Genomic DNA, 15,538 nt, shown 5'->3' with positions numbered 1-15,538 from the left:
GTAGACCAGGCTGAGGATATCCTCGATCGCCTTGGCCGATACCCGCTGGTGCGCAACCCAGTAAACGGTCAGATACGGCAGATCCGTCGCCGGGACGCCCTTATAAGTCGTGGCAGGCATGGTTCCCTTGCTGTAGAAGGGGTATTGGGTGGTCACCGCTTTCATTTCCGCTGCTGTATACGGAAGAATGATCGCACCCTTGGTTTCCGCCAATTCCTTGACCGCCGCGGCCGGGGCCGAGGACTGACAGAGGGCGTCGATCTGACCGTTGGCCAAGGCCCGTCCGGCATCGGCGAACGTCATCATGCTCGGCTTGACGTCGCCCAGGAAGCCCACCGCGCGGGCGATGTTGGAGCAGTTGAAGACCGTCCCCGAACCCGGAGGGCCGAGCGCTACCCGTTTGCCCTTCAGGTCGGACAGTTTTTTGATGCCCGAACCGGGCAGGGTGACGAAATAAGTCGGGCCCTTGTAGGCCTTAGCGACGCCCCGGAACATGGTGCCTTTCGCGCCGTTCTTGAACGGGCCTTCGGGCTTTTGCGACATAAAAACATGGGCGCCGTAAACGATTCCCATATCCAGCTCGCCCTTGATGATGCGCTTGGCGTTCTCCGTCGATCCGCCGGTGGTCACTTGTGTGATGTTATATTGTGGCAGCTTTTCGGAAATGATGGTGCCTGCCGCACCCACCATGTAATACATCACCCCGCCGGGGTTGGAGCCACCTCAAGCGATATTAATTCTTTCTTTGGCGGCCTCCGATCCGGCAACGCCAAAGATAAGGGTAACAGCAACAGCGACTGCCCCTAACGCTATTTTCCCCATCGAATCTCCCTCCCTGTTAGACAACGAATGCAACCTGAACCCACGCCGTTCCTCCAACAGCGCGGCTCACACCGAAGGCTGCTTGATCGCCTGGCCATGGTGAGCCAATAATCTTAGCTTAAATTCAAGTATTTTGTCGTGTGCATGGCGAATTCCTAATTCGGCAGCAATTTGGTGGCTGATTGGGAATTCGCCATACACAGGGTCGAGTTCACGCCACGGCATGATGAGCAGTTGCACCCGTGGAAGATCGTGGTGAAATAGTCTGAAAGGAAGAATCTACAGGGGGACAGCCGGAATTTCTGGCCGGCCCCTATCTCAATCTGTCTCGATTGGATTATTCGACGGAAAGTGAATTCTTGGCCTGAAAGGAAACCGAAATGCCAGACGAACTCCACTACGCCCCTGTCCACGAGCTCGCGCGGCGCATCGCGGGAAAAGAGATCACCCCCCTCGACGTGGTCGAGGCCAACCTCGAGCGCATCGGGGAGGCGAACGAGAAGGTCCTGGGCTTCATCATGGTGACCGCCGACCAGGCGCGGGCCGAGGCCCGGAAGGCGGGCGAGGAGATCGCGGCGGGGGGCGCCAAGAGTCCCCTGCACGGCATCCCCTTCGGTCTCAAGGACATCATCGACACGGCGGGGGTGTGCACCACCTACGGGTCGAGCTTCTTCAAGGACCGGGTGCCGGAGGCGGACGCCTTCGCCGTGGCCGGGTTGAAGAAGGCGGGGGCCATCCTCCTCGGCAAGTGCCACACCCAGGAGTTCGCCTCCGGACCCCTGAGCCACAACCCGCACCTCGGCACCGCTCGGAACCCCTGGGACCTGACGCGCATCACCGGCGGGTCGAGCACGGGCTCGGCCGCCTCGGTCGCGGCGGGCATGGTGCCCGCCGCCCTGGGGACGGACACCGGGAGCTCCATCCGGGGGCCGGCCTGCCACTGCGGCATCGTGGGGCTCAAGCCTACCCACGGGCGAGTGAGCCTCTCCGGGGTGTGCCCCAACACCCTGAGCTACGACCACGTGGGGCCCATGGTGCGCACGGTGCGGGACGCGGCCCTGGTGCTCCAGGCCATCGCGGGCTATGACCCCCGCGACCCCTACAGCCGGGACGTGCCCGTGCCTGACTTCTCCGCCAATCTCGGCAAGGGCGTGAAGGGACTGCACCTCGGACTCTGCCCGGACCTCTGCGAGAACGCCGAGGTGGACGCCGAGATCCAGCTCGCCTTCGACCGAGCGGTGGGGGTGCTGCGGGCGCTCGGGGCGAAGGTGGAGACGCTGCCCTTCCCGGACGCCAAGCGCATCCGCGAAGTGGGCGAGGCGATCTTGGCCCACGAGTTCCTGGAGTTCCACCGCCCGATGTACACGAAGGACCCGGACGGCTACGGGGACTTCACCCGCAAGCGCATTGAGGCACGCATCGGCAAGGAAGACCCGGACGTCTACATCCGGGCCCAGCGCCAGCGGGAGCTGCTGCGGCGGGAGGTGCAGGCGCTCTTCGAGAAGGCCGACGTCATCCTCACGCCTACGCTCCCCTGCATCGCCCCTTTGAACGACACCCTGAAGACCAAGGTCAACGGGAAGGAGATCGATTACTCCCTCAGTGTCACCCAGCCCTTCCTCACCCATCAGAACATGACGGGGTTCCCGGCCCTGGCCGTTCCCATGGGCTTCTCGGAGGAGGGCCTCCCCATGTCCATCCAGTTCATCGGCCCCCCTTGGGAGGAGGCCCGGGTGCTGCGGGCGGGCCACGCCTTCGAGCAGGCCACGCCCGAGCTGAGGAGCCGGAGGCCGCCGGTGTGAGGAAGGTTGGATGGCGATGGCCCCACAGCGAATAAGGTGAGGGCTGGGAAGCTAATCGCAACAAATGGAATAATACCGCGAAAAAAGCGACAGCCGTGTTTTTGGTAAGAGGAAAATTGCGCTCCGGAACTGTTAAACGATTCCTCCATTATCTCATTTCATCATGGCTGTGCATGGCGAATTCCTAATTCGGCAGCAATTTGGTGGCTGATTGGGAATTCGCCATGCACAGGCGAATTCCAATTGACCAGCTTCAAGATCGCCATGATCAGGGAGAGGCCGCCAAAAAGGAACAATCCCGCAGTTTCAAATTCCTTCTCATTCACCGGGGCGAATGATTTCATGCCGCCTCCCGGTGGTAATACCTGAGGAGCCCGCCCAGACGTTCCAGGCACCGGATGGGCCCTTCGGAAGTCCCGCTCTTTCCCAAAGGCGGAAAGAGAATGACGTTTCCCTTCCCCTGATGGTTTCGTTCCCCGTGGTAATGATCGAGATACGAAGCGAGGAAGCGTCTGAGCGACGCCTCACCAAACAGGATTAGCTTCGAGAGGCATTCATCCTTGACCGATCGCATCCATCTCTCGGCAAAGGAATTCAGGTTCGGGCTCCTCGGCGGCAGCTTGAGGGGTTTCACGCCTACTGCATCTACGATCCTGATGAAGGCTGGGCAGAACTTCCCGTCCCGATCGTGGAGCAGGTACTGGCCCGGGTGGAGGAATCCCACATCCGCCATGGTCACATTCCGGGCGATTTGGGTCATCCACTTCTCTTCGGGATGGGGTGTGATCCCGGCTACATGGACTCTCCTGCTGGCCATTTGGATGATAAAGAGAACGTAGTAGGTGACCAGCCCACGCTTTGTCCACACTTCCGCAGTGAAAAAGTCCGCGCCCGCGAGGACTTCCATATGCGAGCGGATGAATTCGTTCCACGTCGTCGTCTTTTTACGCTCAGGGGCCGGAGGAATGCCGTGGCGCCTAAGGATGTTCCCCACACTTTGGTCGCTCACCTTGTATCCCAGGTTCTCAAGCGCACCCACAATCCGGTCATAACCCCAGCTCCGGTTTTCTCTGGCAAACTGGAGGATGAGGAGCTCGACTTCCCCTTTGGTCCGTAGCCTTCCCGGATGGCGCCGTTTCTGGGAACCATCGAACTTCTTGGCGATCAGTCTTTTGTTCCAGCCGAGAATGGTCTCGGGCCTGACGATATGGGCCACTTCCTCTAAGGTTTTCCTCCCAAGTCTTCTTCCGATTTCAGCCAGCGTTTTGCGCTCCCCATCATTCAACTGAATCCTTCCCGTGATCTGACCCCGAAGGATGCGGTTTTCGGCAACCAGGTATTCATTCCGCAGAAGCAGTTCCTGATCGACCGACCCCGAGATGTAGGCAAGCAACTTGATCCAACTCATCCGCCTCTCCTGCGCACTCTTTTCCACTCGTTTTGACGATGAATATTTGGGATAGAGGGCAGTATACAGGCAGAAGAGCGAGGAGGGGTTATGCCGTATCCATTAGGAAAAAGAGGGTTCGAATTATTTGACCCTACGCCTGCAGCCAATAAGCCGCGCGTGTGCGGGATGAATCGGGGATGGTAGGTAGAGATGCTAAAGAGACAAAAACAAAAAATGATTCTTGGCGGAGAGGGAGGGATTCGAACCCCCGGTACGGTTGCCCGCACAACAGATTTCGAGTCTGCCGCCTTAAACCGGACTCGGCCACCTCTCCGTGAAAAGGATATTACGGCTGGAAGCCGCTGCCGTTCACCTGGCCGGGGACCTTGGCCTCGCGCGCCTCTCGCCTTCGCTCCTCGAAAAAACCGCGCAAAAGCTGTGCGCACTCCTCGGCGAGAACCCCTCCCGTGATGGGGAATCGGTGATTCAGTCGGCTGTCGTTGTGGATTTCGAAAAGGGAGCCGCAGGCCCCCCCCTTGGGATCGGCCGCGCCGTAGACCAGCCGCCCGATGCGGGCGTTCACGAGCGCCCCCGCGCACATCGGGCAGGGTTCGAGGGTGACATACATCGTGGTCCCATCGAGGCGCCACAGGTCTACCTTCTCGGCCGCCTCGCGGAGCGCCAGGATCTCGGCGTGGGCGGTCGGATCGGTGGAGGCCTCCCGCTGGTTGAAGCCCCGCCCGAGGATCTCGCCATCGCGCACCAGCACCGCCCCCACGGGCACATCGCCCGCCTGCCAGGCCCGCTCGGCCAGCCGCAGGGCTTCCACCATCCAGTGGTCATCAGGCCGTACCCCGTTCCGTGCGTGCAGTTCCAAAGTGTGCTCCTTTTCCTCTCGCCGCGAAAACATCGGCGCCGCAATAAAAACATGAAGGTATGGGTAGAGGCAAGGGGCTTCCGGAGAACCGGGGTTTTACCCCTCGCCCGAAAACACCCCCCGTCGCAGGCTTGCCCGGCAGTGAAAAACCTGCGAGGCTGGGTTTATATCTCATTCATCAAGTCCCCGTTTCCGGCAATAGGATTTCGCCATGCTCTGGGAAGAACTCAGCTGGCCCCGCCACAAGGAGATGGCCGCCGCGGGGGCGGCGGTGGTGATGCCCTTCGCCTCCATCGAGCAGCACGGGCCCCACAACCCCGTCGTGGTGGACACCTGCCTGGTCACCGCCGTCTGCCGGAAAGCGGCCGAGGGGCTGGAGAACGTCCTCATCGCTCCCACCATGTGGGCGGGCCTCGCCCTCCATCACATGGACTATCCCGGAACGCTGTCTTTTTCCCTGGAAACCTATATCGCCGTGATTCAGGACCTTGTCCGCTCGGTCGCCGCGCACGGCTACAAGAAGATCCTCCTCGTGAACGGCCACGGCGGAAACGGCCCCTCCCTCCAGGCAGCCACCCTGCCCCTTCGCCAGGAAACAGGCGCGGAGCTCTGGATGGTGACCTACTTTCATCTCGGAAGCGAGATCGCCGGGAAGATCCGCGCCAGCGAAGTGGGCGGCATGGCCCATGCCGGAGAGTTCGAGACCGCGATGATGCTCCACCTCCGGCCCGATTTGGTGGACATGGGTGCCGCCGTGAAAAAACCGATGCAACCCAAACATCCGCTCATGGTACAGGACATGCACCACCGCGGCCCGCTCTACCGGCCGGCCGACTACAACCGTGACCGCGCTCCCGAGGGCGTGAGCGGCGACGCGACCGTGGCGGACCCGGAAAGAGGAAAACAGTATTTCGAAGCCTCCGCTGACCGCCTCCGGGAGATCATCGAGGCGCTCGCCGCACTGTAGGAGGAACCCCGTGGTCCGCCTGGCCGGCGAGTCGCCCCGAATCGCCCACCACATCAAGCTCTCGCCTCCGGGAACGGACGACCCGGTCATTCTCTGCTACGAGGACATCCGCGGCGAAGGCCCGCCCCTTGTTCTCCTGCCGGGGCTGGGCGACACCGTCTGGATCTGGCACCGTCTCATCCCGCTCCTGCCCTCCGGCCAACGCATCATCGCCCTCGAACCGAGGGGCCAGGGCCGCTCCGCCAGCCCCAAGGGTCCCTACACACTGGATATGCTTTCAGGAGATTTGAGAAAACTCATAGAGCGCCTCGGCCTCGCCCGGCCGGTCCTCATCGGGCAAGGCCTCGGCGCGAGAGTCGCGATCCTTTTCGCTATCGAAAACCCGGAACTGCCGTCGGGCCTCATTCTCACGGCGGCGGACGCAGGGCCGCCGAAACCTTTTTTTCGGAGCACGTTCACCAAGAGAATTCAAAACGCCGAAATAGGAGACATGGGCGAGGCGTACAAATCGCTCAAGGCCGTGGGCGGTCTCCCGCGCGGCATGTCTCCGAAGGAGCGCGCCGAGCACCACAGGAACTTTCTCGCGAATATGCCGGAGGGCTACACCGCCGTGTGCCGCGCGCTGCTGAACGCACCCGATCTGACCCCGCGCCTTGGAGAAATCCGTTGTCCGGTTCTCGTCCTGGCGGGGAGCGAGGACGAGGAGCGTGTCGAAAGCGCTCAGGTCCTGGCCGCCCGCATCCCCGACTGCGAGGCCCTGATCATCGAGGGCGCCAAGCGAAATCCTTCTTTCGAGCAGGCGGGGGGCGTCGCGACCCAGCTCAACCTCTTCCTGCAGAAGCACGGGCTGTTTTTAAGAAATTGACGCGCTGTCCCCGGGAGGTATCATGCCGCGCTGGATCGATCTCACTGCTCCCCTGGGACATCCCGATCTTGCGCTTGTCCCTACGTTTCCGGCCGTTGAATTCTGGCGCTTTCACGAACTCGATACCCATGGAAGGCAGAACAGCGCGGTGCGCATGGCGATCCACCAGGGAACCCACATTGACGCCCCGCGGCATTTTTACGCGGAGGGGGCCGCGATCGACGAGATGCCCCTCGAAACTTTTTGCGGGCGGGCGGTGAAAATCCTCTTGCGCGATTCCGTGCGTCCGGGAAATCCCATCACAAGAGAGATGATCGAACGTGCACCGGGATTCAAGCCCGACCGCATCGCCGGTGCCATCGCGGTCACCTGGTCCGGCTGGACGAAGGAGGCCTTCTTTTCGGATCGCTATTTCGCGGAAAATCCGTTTTTGGACAAAGAGGCGTGTTCTTATCTTTGCGATTTGGGCATGAAGGCCCTCTGCATGGATCATCCCATCGATCCGGGCATGCGGCCCGAGACGGTTCCCACGCACGAGGACTCCCCGGGACACCGGACCGTTCTTGGGCGGGGCATCCCGCTCATCGAGCACGTGGTGAATCTAGATGCGTTCGATGAAACGGAGTTCGAGATTTTCGCCTTCCCCATGAAGCTTCATGAGATCGAAGGCGCGCCCGCGCGGGTCGTGGCGCGGCTGCCTTAGCCCGCACAAAAGAACCGGGGGATTACTCCCCCGGCTTTGTGGTTCTTTTTCCGCTTACTTCTGCGCAGCGACCATCTTCTTCTTTCGGAACTGAACCGCCTGGATCACGTCCTGCCAGACGAGCCTTCCGAGCGGCCCCGAACTGTAGACGGCGATGTTCACGATGCCATCGGGGGTCAAGAGAAAATCGGTCGTGTGCAGGAAGTGGGGCGGCCGATCCGGAAGCGGTTCCTTCTGATAGTAGGCGCCGGTGAGGCGCGATATCTCCAGTGAATCGACCTCATAAGAGATAGGAAAGTTGACTTTCTTCTCTTCCACCGTCTTGCGAACCACTTCCTCCGTGTCCACGGAGGCGGCGACAACCTTGATTCCTTCCGCGTCGAGCCGATCTTTCGCCCGCGCGAAGGCTTCTAGCTGCACCAGGCAGTAGGGTCACCAGTAGCCCCGGTAAAAAAGAATGACGCCCCAGTTTCCCGCCAGATCGCCGGGAAGGGAGATTGTCCCGCCACCTAATTTCTTGAATGCAAGATCCGGAAAGACGTCTCCCGTATCGAGCTGACGTTCGTTCATCGTGGCCATTTTTTATCTCCTCACCGCACGTGAAATATCAGGAAGCCGCATTTTAGCGGACGGGGAGGCACGCTTCAATCGGCGCTCCAGCAAAAACGCCCCCCCGGGTAGACCGGGAGGGCGTTTCGCGAAAAGATTCCTGGAAACTACTTGCCTGCCGCCATCTTTTTGTAGAACTGCACGAGGGCGAGCACATCCTGCCAGACGAGGCGGCCGATCGGGCCTGAGCTGTAGACGGCAACCGCAACGGTGCCGTCGGGGCGAAGTACATAGCCCGTGCTGTGAAGAATCTTGCGCTTCTCTTCGTAGAAGCAGCCGGTCACCTCGGAAATCTTGGCGTTGTCGAGACCGTAGCCGACCGGGAAATTCACCCCGGCCTCTCCAATCGTCTTCTTTGCTTCTTCTTCCGTGTCCACGGAAGCGGCAACAACGTTGATGCCTTCTTCGGCCAGCTTGGAAGCCTTGGAGAAGGCGCTCAACTGCTGCTTGCAGTAGGGTCACCAGTGTCCCCGATACAGGAGAACCACGCCCCAGTTGCCCGCCAGATCGCCCGGCAGGTTGATCTGGCCGCCGCCGACCTTGGAAACGGTCAAACTGGGAAACGCATCCCCCGAATCGAGCATTTTTTGCGACATCCGTGGCATTGCATGCCCTCCGAGAGTAAAGAACAAAAAGGCAGATGGCCGGTTCGACCGCCCGCACCCTGAAATCTCCGATGAAATTGATCCGCACCTGCTTATACGCAAACCTGAATGATTTCGTCAAGTAATCTCATTTAATTGATTTCTGAATTTTAAAATCAATGATTTACACGTTCCCCGCCACGGTCGATGTCCCCGAAATCAAGACTTTTCCATCGAATAACAACCAAATGACCGGGAGCGACCACTCGCAATCTGGAAGCCCTGCCGACGAGGAAGCCTTTTGCTTGACACTCCATCTGAGCCTCAATAGCATAGGCTCCGGATTTCAAAGAGGAAAACAAAAAATGGGCACGAAGATTCCCTGTGAGTTCAGTAAATTCTCCTCCTGCGAAAAATGCCAGGCGGCGTCCTCGGGCTGCGCGATAGAAGTGGAACTGACGCCCGAAGACGAAAAACGCTATCTTCCCCGCGACGAGAACCAGAACAACCTGATCGTCCCGAAAGCCTGCCCCAATCCGCCGATCACCAGTGTAATCAGCTACGGACCTGATTACTACGTCTTGAAAAAGGGACGAAACCTGCGAAAGGATTTCACCCGCCGGCTCCCAGTTTACTAGCGCTTTCGCGGGCGCCGGCCGCAGAGATGGCAGCGCCTTTCCCTGGCTTTCCCTTTTCTTCTTCGGAATACGGTAGTATTCCGTTATGGCCCGCCAATCGAGCGTCAGGGAGGAGTCCGATGAGAGCCCGGAAATTCGACTGGTCCGATATGCCCCTCGAGCAAGTGACCGGCAGCTTTTCGCGGCAGATGATCGTCGGCGAAAACGAGATGTTTTGTCGGCTCGTCCTCAAGCCTGGCTGTATCGTTCCACGGCACAGCCACATTCACGAACAAATTTCCCATGTGCTCAAGGGCAGGATCCTCTTCGAAATTGACGGTGAAAAAATCGAGGTCGGGCCGGGTCAAACCCTTCTGATTCCCCCGAATGTTCCCCATGGCGCCGAAGTTGTGGGCGATGAAGAGGCGATCGATTACGACATATTCAGCCCCATCCGGCGGGATTGGCTGGACGGGACCGATGACTATCTGCGCGAAAAAAATTAACCCTCCAAAAGAGACCTGACATGAAAAACATGCGATCCTCCGCCATGAAAATCGTTCTGCTCGTGCTGGCGATCGGCGCCGCCGGCTGCGCCATCGAGCGGGAGCGCCACGCCGTGCCCCTTCACTACGAAGGCCCCGCATTCTCCCGCGTGATTCCGGCGGGAGTGAAGGTGCCCTCCATCGCCGTTTCCCCGTTTCAGGACAACCGGGAGCAGAAAGACCGCCTCGGCCACTACGTGCGCCACCGCCTCATCGTCGATCTCGTCCCGGACCAAAGGCCTGTCGCGGAATCGCTGACGCAGATGGTCCGCGAGCGGCTACAGAATGCCGGTTTCCGCACCAGTAGCGGAACATGGGACGGCAGTCTCGACACTGTTTCCGAGCAGAAATCCGACTATGTGCTTTTCGGGAAAATCCGCATCCTCGATTTCACCGACCGCGGGCAATTCGTCAAAGCCCAGCGGCGCGGGACAGTGATCCTGGAGTTTCGCCTGGGAGATCCACGGGCGCGCCGCATCCAGACCCGCACGGTCGAAGTGACGCCCAAAGATATCAACATCAAATTCACCGGCACCCAGAGCGAACTGGCGGCGTTCGACAGCATCATCCGAAAAACGATCAGTACCGCGCTGAGCGAAGGACTCTCGTCGGTCATCCAGAAAATGACCCCCACGAATCGTTAGGCCCCGCGCACCCAGAGGATTCGAGATGGCGTACAAAAATCTTCTTTACGGCATCGAGGGGCCGCTTGCTCTCATCACCATCAATCGCCCCGATAAGCACAACGCGGTTTCTCTGGACACGCTGGACGATCTCCATGTCGCCATCGCTGCGGCGGGAGAAGACGACTCCGTCCGCGTGATTGCCATCACGGGGGCGGGCGAGAAATCCTTCGCCTCGGGCTCCGACCTGAGCGAGGTGAAATACCGCGACCTCCGCAAGGCGCTGGAGCCGCTCGTCCAGGGCGTCGCGGAACGGCTCGAGCGCACCCCCAAGCCCACGATTGCGGCGATCAACGGATACTGCATGGGGGGCGGCTTGGAAGTCGCCCTGGGCTGCGATCTGCGCGTCGCCGCCGAAAACGCCCGCTTCGCCACCCCGGAGGGCAAGCTCGGCATCATTCCGGGCGGCGGGGCCACCCAGAGACTGCCGCGGCTCATCGGCCGCGCATGGGCCATGGAGATGCTCTTGATGGGCGAGACCATTGACGCTGAGCAGGCGCTCCGCATGGGCTTGGTGACACGCGTCGTTCCGCTCGAGGAGCTGATGCCCACCGTCCGCCGCATGGCCGATCATCTGGCCGCCTTTGCGCCGATGGTGCCTCGGTTCATGAAAGCCATGATCCACTCCGGCATGGAGGGAAGCATCGCGGCCGGGCTCGCGCTGGAAAAATTCGCCCAGGGGGCGCTTTGCGAAACGGAGGACAAGGCCGAGGGAATCAACGCTTTTTTGGAAAAGCGGAAGCCCAAATGGAAGGGAAAGTGAAGACCAGCGAGGAAAACCTGATTTCCGGAAATCCCTATCTGCGCGAGTGCGACTCTCCGATGTACCGCGCCGCCTTGGCCCAACTCGACGATACGGCGTGCCTTCTTCATCTCGATGATGGCATCCACCAAAGGCTCCGCCAGCCCAAGCGCGCGCTGCTCGTCTCGATTCCCGTGAAAATGGACAATGGATCGACGCGCGTCTTCGCCGGCTACCGCGTCCAGCACAATCTGACCCTGGGACCATCCAAAGGCGGCATCCGCTACCAGGAAGATGTCAGCCTCGGCGAGGTCGCCGCACTGGCCATGTGGATGAGCTGGAAGTGCTCTCTCATGAATCTTCCCTACGGCGGCGCAAAAGGCGGCGTCGCCGTAAAACCTTACGAACTCTCGCAACGCGAGCTCGAGGGCCTCACCCGCCGGTTCACCGCGGAGCTCCTCCCCTTCATCGGCCCTGAAATGGACATCCCCGCGCCGGACATGGGGACCAACGAACAGATCATGGCCTGGATGATGGACACCTATTCGATGATCAGCGGCCACACCGTTCACGGCGCCGTGACGAGCAAACCCGTTCTTCTCGGCGGCTCGCTTCTCCGCGCCGAAGCCACGGGCAAGGGAGCCGTTTATGTCTTCGAGCACGCGTGCAAATCATGGGGCTGGAACCCGGCGGAGATGACCGCCGTCATTCAGGGATTCGGCAACGTCGGCTCCGTGGCGGCGGCTTCTCTCGATGCGCTCGGCACGAAAATCGTGGCCGTGGGAGACCGGACGGGGGCCATTCGAAACGAGAAAGGTCTCGACGTTCAGTCCCTCATCCGCCACAAACTGGAAAATGGGGATGAAATCAAGGGATTTCCGGGCGCGGAGGAGATGCCGAAAGAAGAGCTTCTCTACGAAAGATGCGACCTGCTGGTGCCCGCGGCGCTCGGCGGCGTCATCACCAAAGAGAACGCCGATCGGCTCAGGTGCCGCTTCATTCTCGAGGGCGCGAACGGCCCCGTCACGCCGGAGGCGGACGATATTCTCGCCGAAAAAAATGTCATCATCTTACCGGATGTTCTTGCCAATGCGGGGGGCGTGACGGTCTCCTATCTCGAATGGGTTCAGGATACGCAGCATTTTTTCTGGGAAGCCGACGAAGTGGACGCCCGGCTCCGCAAAATCATGGCCCGGGCGTTCCATGAGGTGAAAACCATGTCCGAGCAAAAAGAGGTGTCGCTCCGCCGCGCCGCCTTGATACTCGGCGTACAGCGGGTGGCTGAGGCCAAAAAACTGCGAGGTCTTTACCCCTGACACAGGACAGGAAAAACGCCATGGACGAAAAAAAGGAAACCGCATCTTCTCTGACAAGGGGTGAGCAGGGATTTCTCTCCCGCCTCGATCAAAAATATGAAAATGCGCAGCCGGAAATCTGGGCCCCCCGTAGCATTCTTCTCTCGGCGGGAATTCTCGTCCTGCTGTTTGCGATGGCCCGGTATATCCCGGCGTGGTACGGCGGCCTTTTCGCGGTGATGGTGCTTGGGTTCGCTGTGTTTCACTCCTACAAGCGATTTTCCCGGTTCCGGACGCAGATTTTGCTCAAGCTGTGGAGGGGGAGAGAAAAAGCACAGGGCAAAACCGAATAAAACTTCTCACCTCCGGTACCACGCCACCCGGGGCCGCAGGGCGCGCATCCGCTGGACAAACCCCACCGTCGCCTTGCGGGCGCACCGGAATCCCACGCCGTGATTGGCTTTGTTCGGATCAAATCCCGTCCGAAAAGACGTGCGCATCAGCTTTGCGCTGTTGAACCAGGCGCCGCCGCGCAGCACCCGAAGATCGCCATTGCGCGGCCCTCCGGGGTTCCGCTTGGCGCCTTGTTTGTAGTAATTTTCGGAATACCAATCCCTCACCCATTCCATCGCGTTTCCCGCCATGTCCAGCGCGCCGTAGGGGCTCCGGCCCGCCGGACGGCTCCCCACCTCCCATGTGGAATACCCCTTGTCGCAAGAGGGGATCTCCCCGCCCATGATGGCGCGATCGCAGGTCGCCGGCTCGTTGCCCCAGGGATAAGTGCGACCGTCCGTCCCGCGCGCGGCCTTCTCCCACTCCGCTTCGGTGGGAAGACGTTTTTTCACCTGGGTACAATAATCCCTGGCCTGATACCACGTGACGCCGACGATCGGCTGTTCGGGCTGGAGAAACGTCCCGGAGTAGGATTCGGCCGGTTTTAAAATCTTGAGAAACCGCCGGTTGGTCACTTCGAATTTGTCGATGTAGAAATCATCCAGATATACCAGACGGGGAGGACGCTCGTTGTCGCCGAATATGAAATTTCCCGGCTGCGCGCCCATCAGGAACTCTCCCCTGGGAACGAGCACCATGGGGGCTCCGTCCGCTCCGATGATCTCCCTTGGCAGGCCCGCTGCGAAAGCCGGCCTTAGAAAAAGATCATCGCGGACATCGCGATTGACCAGGAAAATTGCGCCCAGAAGTCCAAGCGCGGCAAAAAAGACGCGGGCACTGCGGCGCATGTATGTGCCCCTCAGCGGCGGCCAAAAATGAGATGAGGCCTACGTTTTACCCTTCGAGAGAATTTCAAGCAACGCCTCCATCGGCCGGTGATCGGACAATACCGGTTCGCTGATCACCTCCGCGGCGCGGGCCCGAAAACCTTCAGAAAACAAAATGTGATCGATGGACACCCCGAAAAGACCCATAAAATACGTGAAACCAAAACCGGACCCTCTTTCCCGAAAAGCGTTCTTCAGAGAGCGGCCGACGCGGAACAAACCCAGACTGTAGGGAGTCGCGTTAAAACCTCCGGCGAGGATGACCGGCTCCTCTCCGCCGTCCGCGAAAAGCCGGAGCATGGCCAATTGAGACCTTCGGGCGTATGCGAAGTACCGGACCCTTCGAGGCCATCTCCACAACGACCCGAGAGAGATGCCGACAGGCCGAAGCTTATTGTCCAACCAGGGAACCGCCGGCGGGCAAAGGTGAACCGTTCCGACGCGGATGGTTTCTTTTTCCACCGACAGCTTGGCCGTCAAAAGAACTGTTTCCGAGCAAACGGCGCCGCGAAACGGGACCGAGGGGAGCGGAATCGTCCGGACATCCCGCAGGGGGTAGCGGCTCAATATCCCCAAACCGGTGCCCGATCCGATGTCCGCTGAATGGTGCCACGCGGTGTAGGGAAGCTCCTGCATGGCATCCATGAAACGGGGGCGGTCTCCGTGCTCGGCGTCTCCCCACACTTCCTGGAGAAAAAGAACGTCCAGATTGAGCTTCTTCTTGAAAAAAGAGAGCGACGAGCGGCGCACGTCCTGCATATTGCTCAGGTTGAATGTCATCACCCGAAGCGCGGGTCCCTCAAGCGCGGGGAGCGACGGGGAGGGAGAGAGCATGTGCGCATGAAGAATTCCGAGGGAAACAAGAAGCCACACCGTCGGGATCGATCGAAGCACATTGGGCACGCCGCGCGCCAGAAGGCCGATCACGGCGCCCCCGAGAGAGATGTAGGGCCACAAATGGCTCGCGTAATTCGCCTTGGAAGAATACTGCCCCGCCAAGCGCCCGAACCAAAGCGCCAGATCGATCAGGGTCGCCAGCCAGAGCAGCCCCAAGGCGGCGAGCGCCACGTAAGCGCCCAGCGTCCGGGGCGGGAAAAATCCCCATTCCTCCATTCGCGAAAGCATCCGTCCCGCCTTTCCGCGCCTTCAGGGCGATCGAGGCGAACGCCCTTCCCCGGGCTATTTCTTCTTGCGCCTCCTCCGCGCCTCTGGCACGATCCGCTTCGAGTCTACATATTTTACACCCATCGCGGGGAGGGCTCCTGTGGGCCCGCCCCGCAGGAGAAACCTTGAATTATGCTTGAAATCGAAAGAACCTTTGTGTGCCCGGCCTGCGGGGTGAACGAACTCGCGCTTCCCGAGGGGTGGGACCCGCTCAACACCCCTTATGTGCAGCTCGCCGAACTCGACAACTGCGACGCCATCCAGTCGGGCTCGTTCGTCTTTGGAAACGGTTTCACCACCGGCTTCGGCGGCCGCGTCCAGGAGATGGACACCGCAGGAAACATCCTTCGGGAGCGCTGGGTGCCCCCCCGGGTGGCGATCTCCTACCTGTATTACCGCGACCAGGTCTACCTCTCCCACGCCGAACCCGAAAGTACCTGCTTTCCGCAGCCCCTTTTCCGGAACCGTGTCGTCAAGGACGGCAAGGAGCATATTTACGTCGCGATGGCCTTTCTCCCCCACGGCGAGATCCACCCCCGCGATATGCGGGCCCGCGGCGAGGCTTTGGCGAAGGCTCTCGGCTAGCCCCCCGG

General features: G+C 60.4%; 20 protein-coding genes, 1 tRNA gene and 1 pseudogene. 11 read left to right on the top strand and 11 right to left on the bottom strand.

Annotation, left to right across the window (positions count from 1 at the left end; genetic code table 11):
* Positions 1 to 702: TAXI family TRAP transporter solute-binding subunit (locus O2807_00920; protein MDA0999061.1), on the bottom strand; the 702-nt coding region annotated here is incomplete at its 3' end.
* A 500-nt stretch (positions 703 to 1,202) separates the two neighbouring features.
* Between O2807_00920 and O2807_00915 the strand changes: the two genes are divergently transcribed.
* The gene (locus O2807_00915; GenBank protein MDA0999060.1) at positions 1,203 to 2,624 is read left to right on the top strand and encodes an amidase; all 1,422 of its coding nucleotides are present in this window, start codon (positions 1,203 to 1,205) and stop codon (positions 2,622 to 2,624) included.
* Positions 2,625 to 2,785: 161 nt separating this feature from the next.
* Here O2807_00915 and O2807_00910 read toward each other — a convergent pair whose 3' ends face one another.
* From O2807_00910 to tadA, 4 genes are all read right to left on the bottom strand, one after another.
* Positions 2,786 to 2,968 carry a hypothetical protein gene (locus O2807_00910; protein MDA0999059.1) on the bottom strand — a complete coding sequence of 61 codons (183 nt, stop codon included), beginning with the start codon at positions 2,966 to 2,968 and terminating at the stop codon, positions 2,786 to 2,788.
* Positions 2,965 to 4,032, bottom strand: coding sequence for an integrase core domain-containing protein (locus O2807_00905; protein MDA0999058.1), 1,068 nt, complete (start codon positions 4,030 to 4,032; stop codon positions 2,965 to 2,967). The genes O2807_00910 and O2807_00905 overlap by 4 nt, the downstream gene beginning before the upstream one ends.
* 224 nt (positions 4,033 to 4,256) lie before the next feature.
* A tRNA-Ser gene (locus tag O2807_00900) sits at positions 4,257 to 4,348 on the bottom strand.
* A gap of 12 nt (positions 4,349 to 4,360) precedes the next feature.
* Complete coding sequence (gene tadA / locus O2807_00895; GenBank protein MDA0999057.1) at positions 4,361 to 4,846, bottom strand: tRNA adenosine(34) deaminase TadA; 486 nt, start codon at positions 4,844 to 4,846, stop codon at positions 4,361 to 4,363.
* 256 nt (positions 4,847 to 5,102) lie between these two features.
* Here tadA and O2807_00890 point away from each other — a divergent pair, with 256 nt between their 5' ends.
* From O2807_00890 to O2807_00880, 3 genes are read left to right on the top strand one after another with little or no spacing between them, the layout of a single operon-like run.
* Complete coding sequence (locus tag O2807_00890) at positions 5,103 to 5,858, top strand: creatininase family protein (protein ID MDA0999056.1); 756 nt, start codon at positions 5,103 to 5,105, stop codon at positions 5,856 to 5,858.
* A gap of 10 nt (positions 5,859 to 5,868) precedes the next feature.
* Complete coding sequence (locus tag O2807_00885) at positions 5,869 to 6,723, top strand: alpha/beta hydrolase (GenBank protein MDA0999055.1); 855 nt, start codon at positions 5,869 to 5,871, stop codon at positions 6,721 to 6,723.
* Positions 6,724 to 6,745: 22 nt separating this feature from the next.
* A complete protein-coding gene (locus tag O2807_00880) occupies positions 6,746 to 7,426 on the top strand; it encodes a cyclase family protein (GenBank protein MDA0999054.1) in 681 nt (226 codons plus the stop codon).
* A gap of 54 nt (positions 7,427 to 7,480) precedes the next feature.
* Here O2807_00880 and O2807_00875 read toward each other — a convergent pair whose 3' ends face one another.
* The 4 genes and pseudogenes from O2807_00875 to O2807_00860 all read right to left on the bottom strand — a co-directional run bounded on the left by O2807_00875 (position 7,481) and on the right by O2807_00860 (position 8,640).
* Positions 7,481 to 7,846, bottom strand: a complete 366-nt coding sequence (locus O2807_00875) for a redoxin domain-containing protein (GenBank protein ID MDA0999053.1) — start codon at positions 7,844 to 7,846, stop codon at positions 7,481 to 7,483.
* A gap of 12 nt (positions 7,847 to 7,858) precedes the next feature.
* Positions 7,859 to 8,005 carry a hypothetical protein gene (locus O2807_00870; protein MDA0999052.1) on the bottom strand — a complete coding sequence of 49 codons (147 nt, stop codon included), beginning with the start codon at positions 8,003 to 8,005 and terminating at the stop codon, positions 7,859 to 7,861.
* 137 nt (positions 8,006 to 8,142) lie between these two features.
* Positions 8,143 to 8,478: pseudogene (locus O2807_00865) on the bottom strand (redoxin domain-containing protein).
* 15 nt (positions 8,479 to 8,493) lie between these two features.
* Positions 8,494 to 8,640 carry a hypothetical protein gene (locus O2807_00860; GenBank protein MDA0999051.1) on the bottom strand — a complete coding sequence of 49 codons (147 nt, stop codon included), beginning with the start codon at positions 8,638 to 8,640 and terminating at the stop codon, positions 8,494 to 8,496.
* Between the two features lie 344 nt (positions 8,641 to 8,984).
* Between O2807_00860 and O2807_00855 the strand changes: the two genes are divergently transcribed.
* From O2807_00855 to O2807_00830, 6 genes are all read left to right on the top strand, one after another.
* A complete protein-coding gene (locus tag O2807_00855; GenBank protein ID MDA0999050.1) occupies positions 8,985 to 9,257 on the top strand; it encodes a hypothetical protein in 273 nt (90 codons plus the stop codon).
* Positions 9,258 to 9,376: 119 nt separating this feature from the next.
* Positions 9,377 to 9,742 carry a cupin domain-containing protein gene (locus O2807_00850; GenBank protein MDA0999049.1) on the top strand — a complete coding sequence of 122 codons (366 nt, stop codon included), beginning with the start codon at positions 9,377 to 9,379 and terminating at the stop codon, positions 9,740 to 9,742.
* A 20-nt stretch (positions 9,743 to 9,762) separates the two neighbouring features.
* Positions 9,763 to 10,425, top strand: a complete 663-nt coding sequence (locus tag O2807_00845) for a hypothetical protein (protein MDA0999048.1) — start codon at positions 9,763 to 9,765, stop codon at positions 10,423 to 10,425.
* A gap of 25 nt (positions 10,426 to 10,450) precedes the next feature.
* A complete protein-coding gene (locus O2807_00840; protein MDA0999047.1) occupies positions 10,451 to 11,227 on the top strand; it encodes an enoyl-CoA hydratase/isomerase family protein in 777 nt (258 codons plus the stop codon).
* The gene (locus tag O2807_00835; protein MDA0999046.1) at positions 11,212 to 12,522 is read left to right on the top strand and encodes a Glu/Leu/Phe/Val dehydrogenase; all 1,311 of its coding nucleotides are present in this window, start codon (positions 11,212 to 11,214) and stop codon (positions 12,520 to 12,522) included. Before O2807_00840 ends, O2807_00835 begins: the two co-directional genes overlap by 16 nt.
* A 20-nt stretch (positions 12,523 to 12,542) precedes the next feature.
* The gene (locus tag O2807_00830) at positions 12,543 to 12,854 is read left to right on the top strand and encodes a hypothetical protein (GenBank protein MDA0999045.1); all 312 of its coding nucleotides are present in this window, start codon (positions 12,543 to 12,545) and stop codon (positions 12,852 to 12,854) included.
* Between the two features lie 6 nt (positions 12,855 to 12,860).
* Here the strand turns inward: O2807_00830 and O2807_00825 are convergent, their stop codons facing one another.
* A complete protein-coding gene (locus O2807_00825) occupies positions 12,861 to 13,742 on the bottom strand; it encodes an SUMF1/EgtB/PvdO family nonheme iron enzyme (GenBank protein ID MDA0999044.1) in 882 nt (293 codons plus the stop codon).
* Between the two features lie 39 nt (positions 13,743 to 13,781).
* A complete protein-coding gene (locus O2807_00820; GenBank protein ID MDA0999043.1) occupies positions 13,782 to 14,906 on the bottom strand; it encodes an endonuclease/exonuclease/phosphatase family protein in 1,125 nt (374 codons plus the stop codon).
* Positions 14,907 to 15,077: 171 nt separating this feature from the next.
* Between O2807_00820 and O2807_00815 the strand changes: the two genes are divergently transcribed.
* Positions 15,078 to 15,530: a hypothetical protein gene (locus O2807_00815; protein ID MDA0999042.1), complete on the top strand. Its 453-nt coding sequence runs from the start codon at positions 15,078 to 15,080 to the stop codon at positions 15,528 to 15,530.
* The last annotated feature ends 8 nt before the right edge of the window (positions 15,531 to 15,538 follow it).

The sequence above is a fragment of the bacterium genome (assembly GCA_027622355.1).
In the GTDB taxonomy this organism is placed as follows: Bacteria; UBA8248; UBA8248; order UBA8248; family UBA8248; genus JAQBZT01.
Note: the sequence above shows the minus strand (reverse complement) of the source record. Positions and strands in the feature narration are given on the sequence as shown.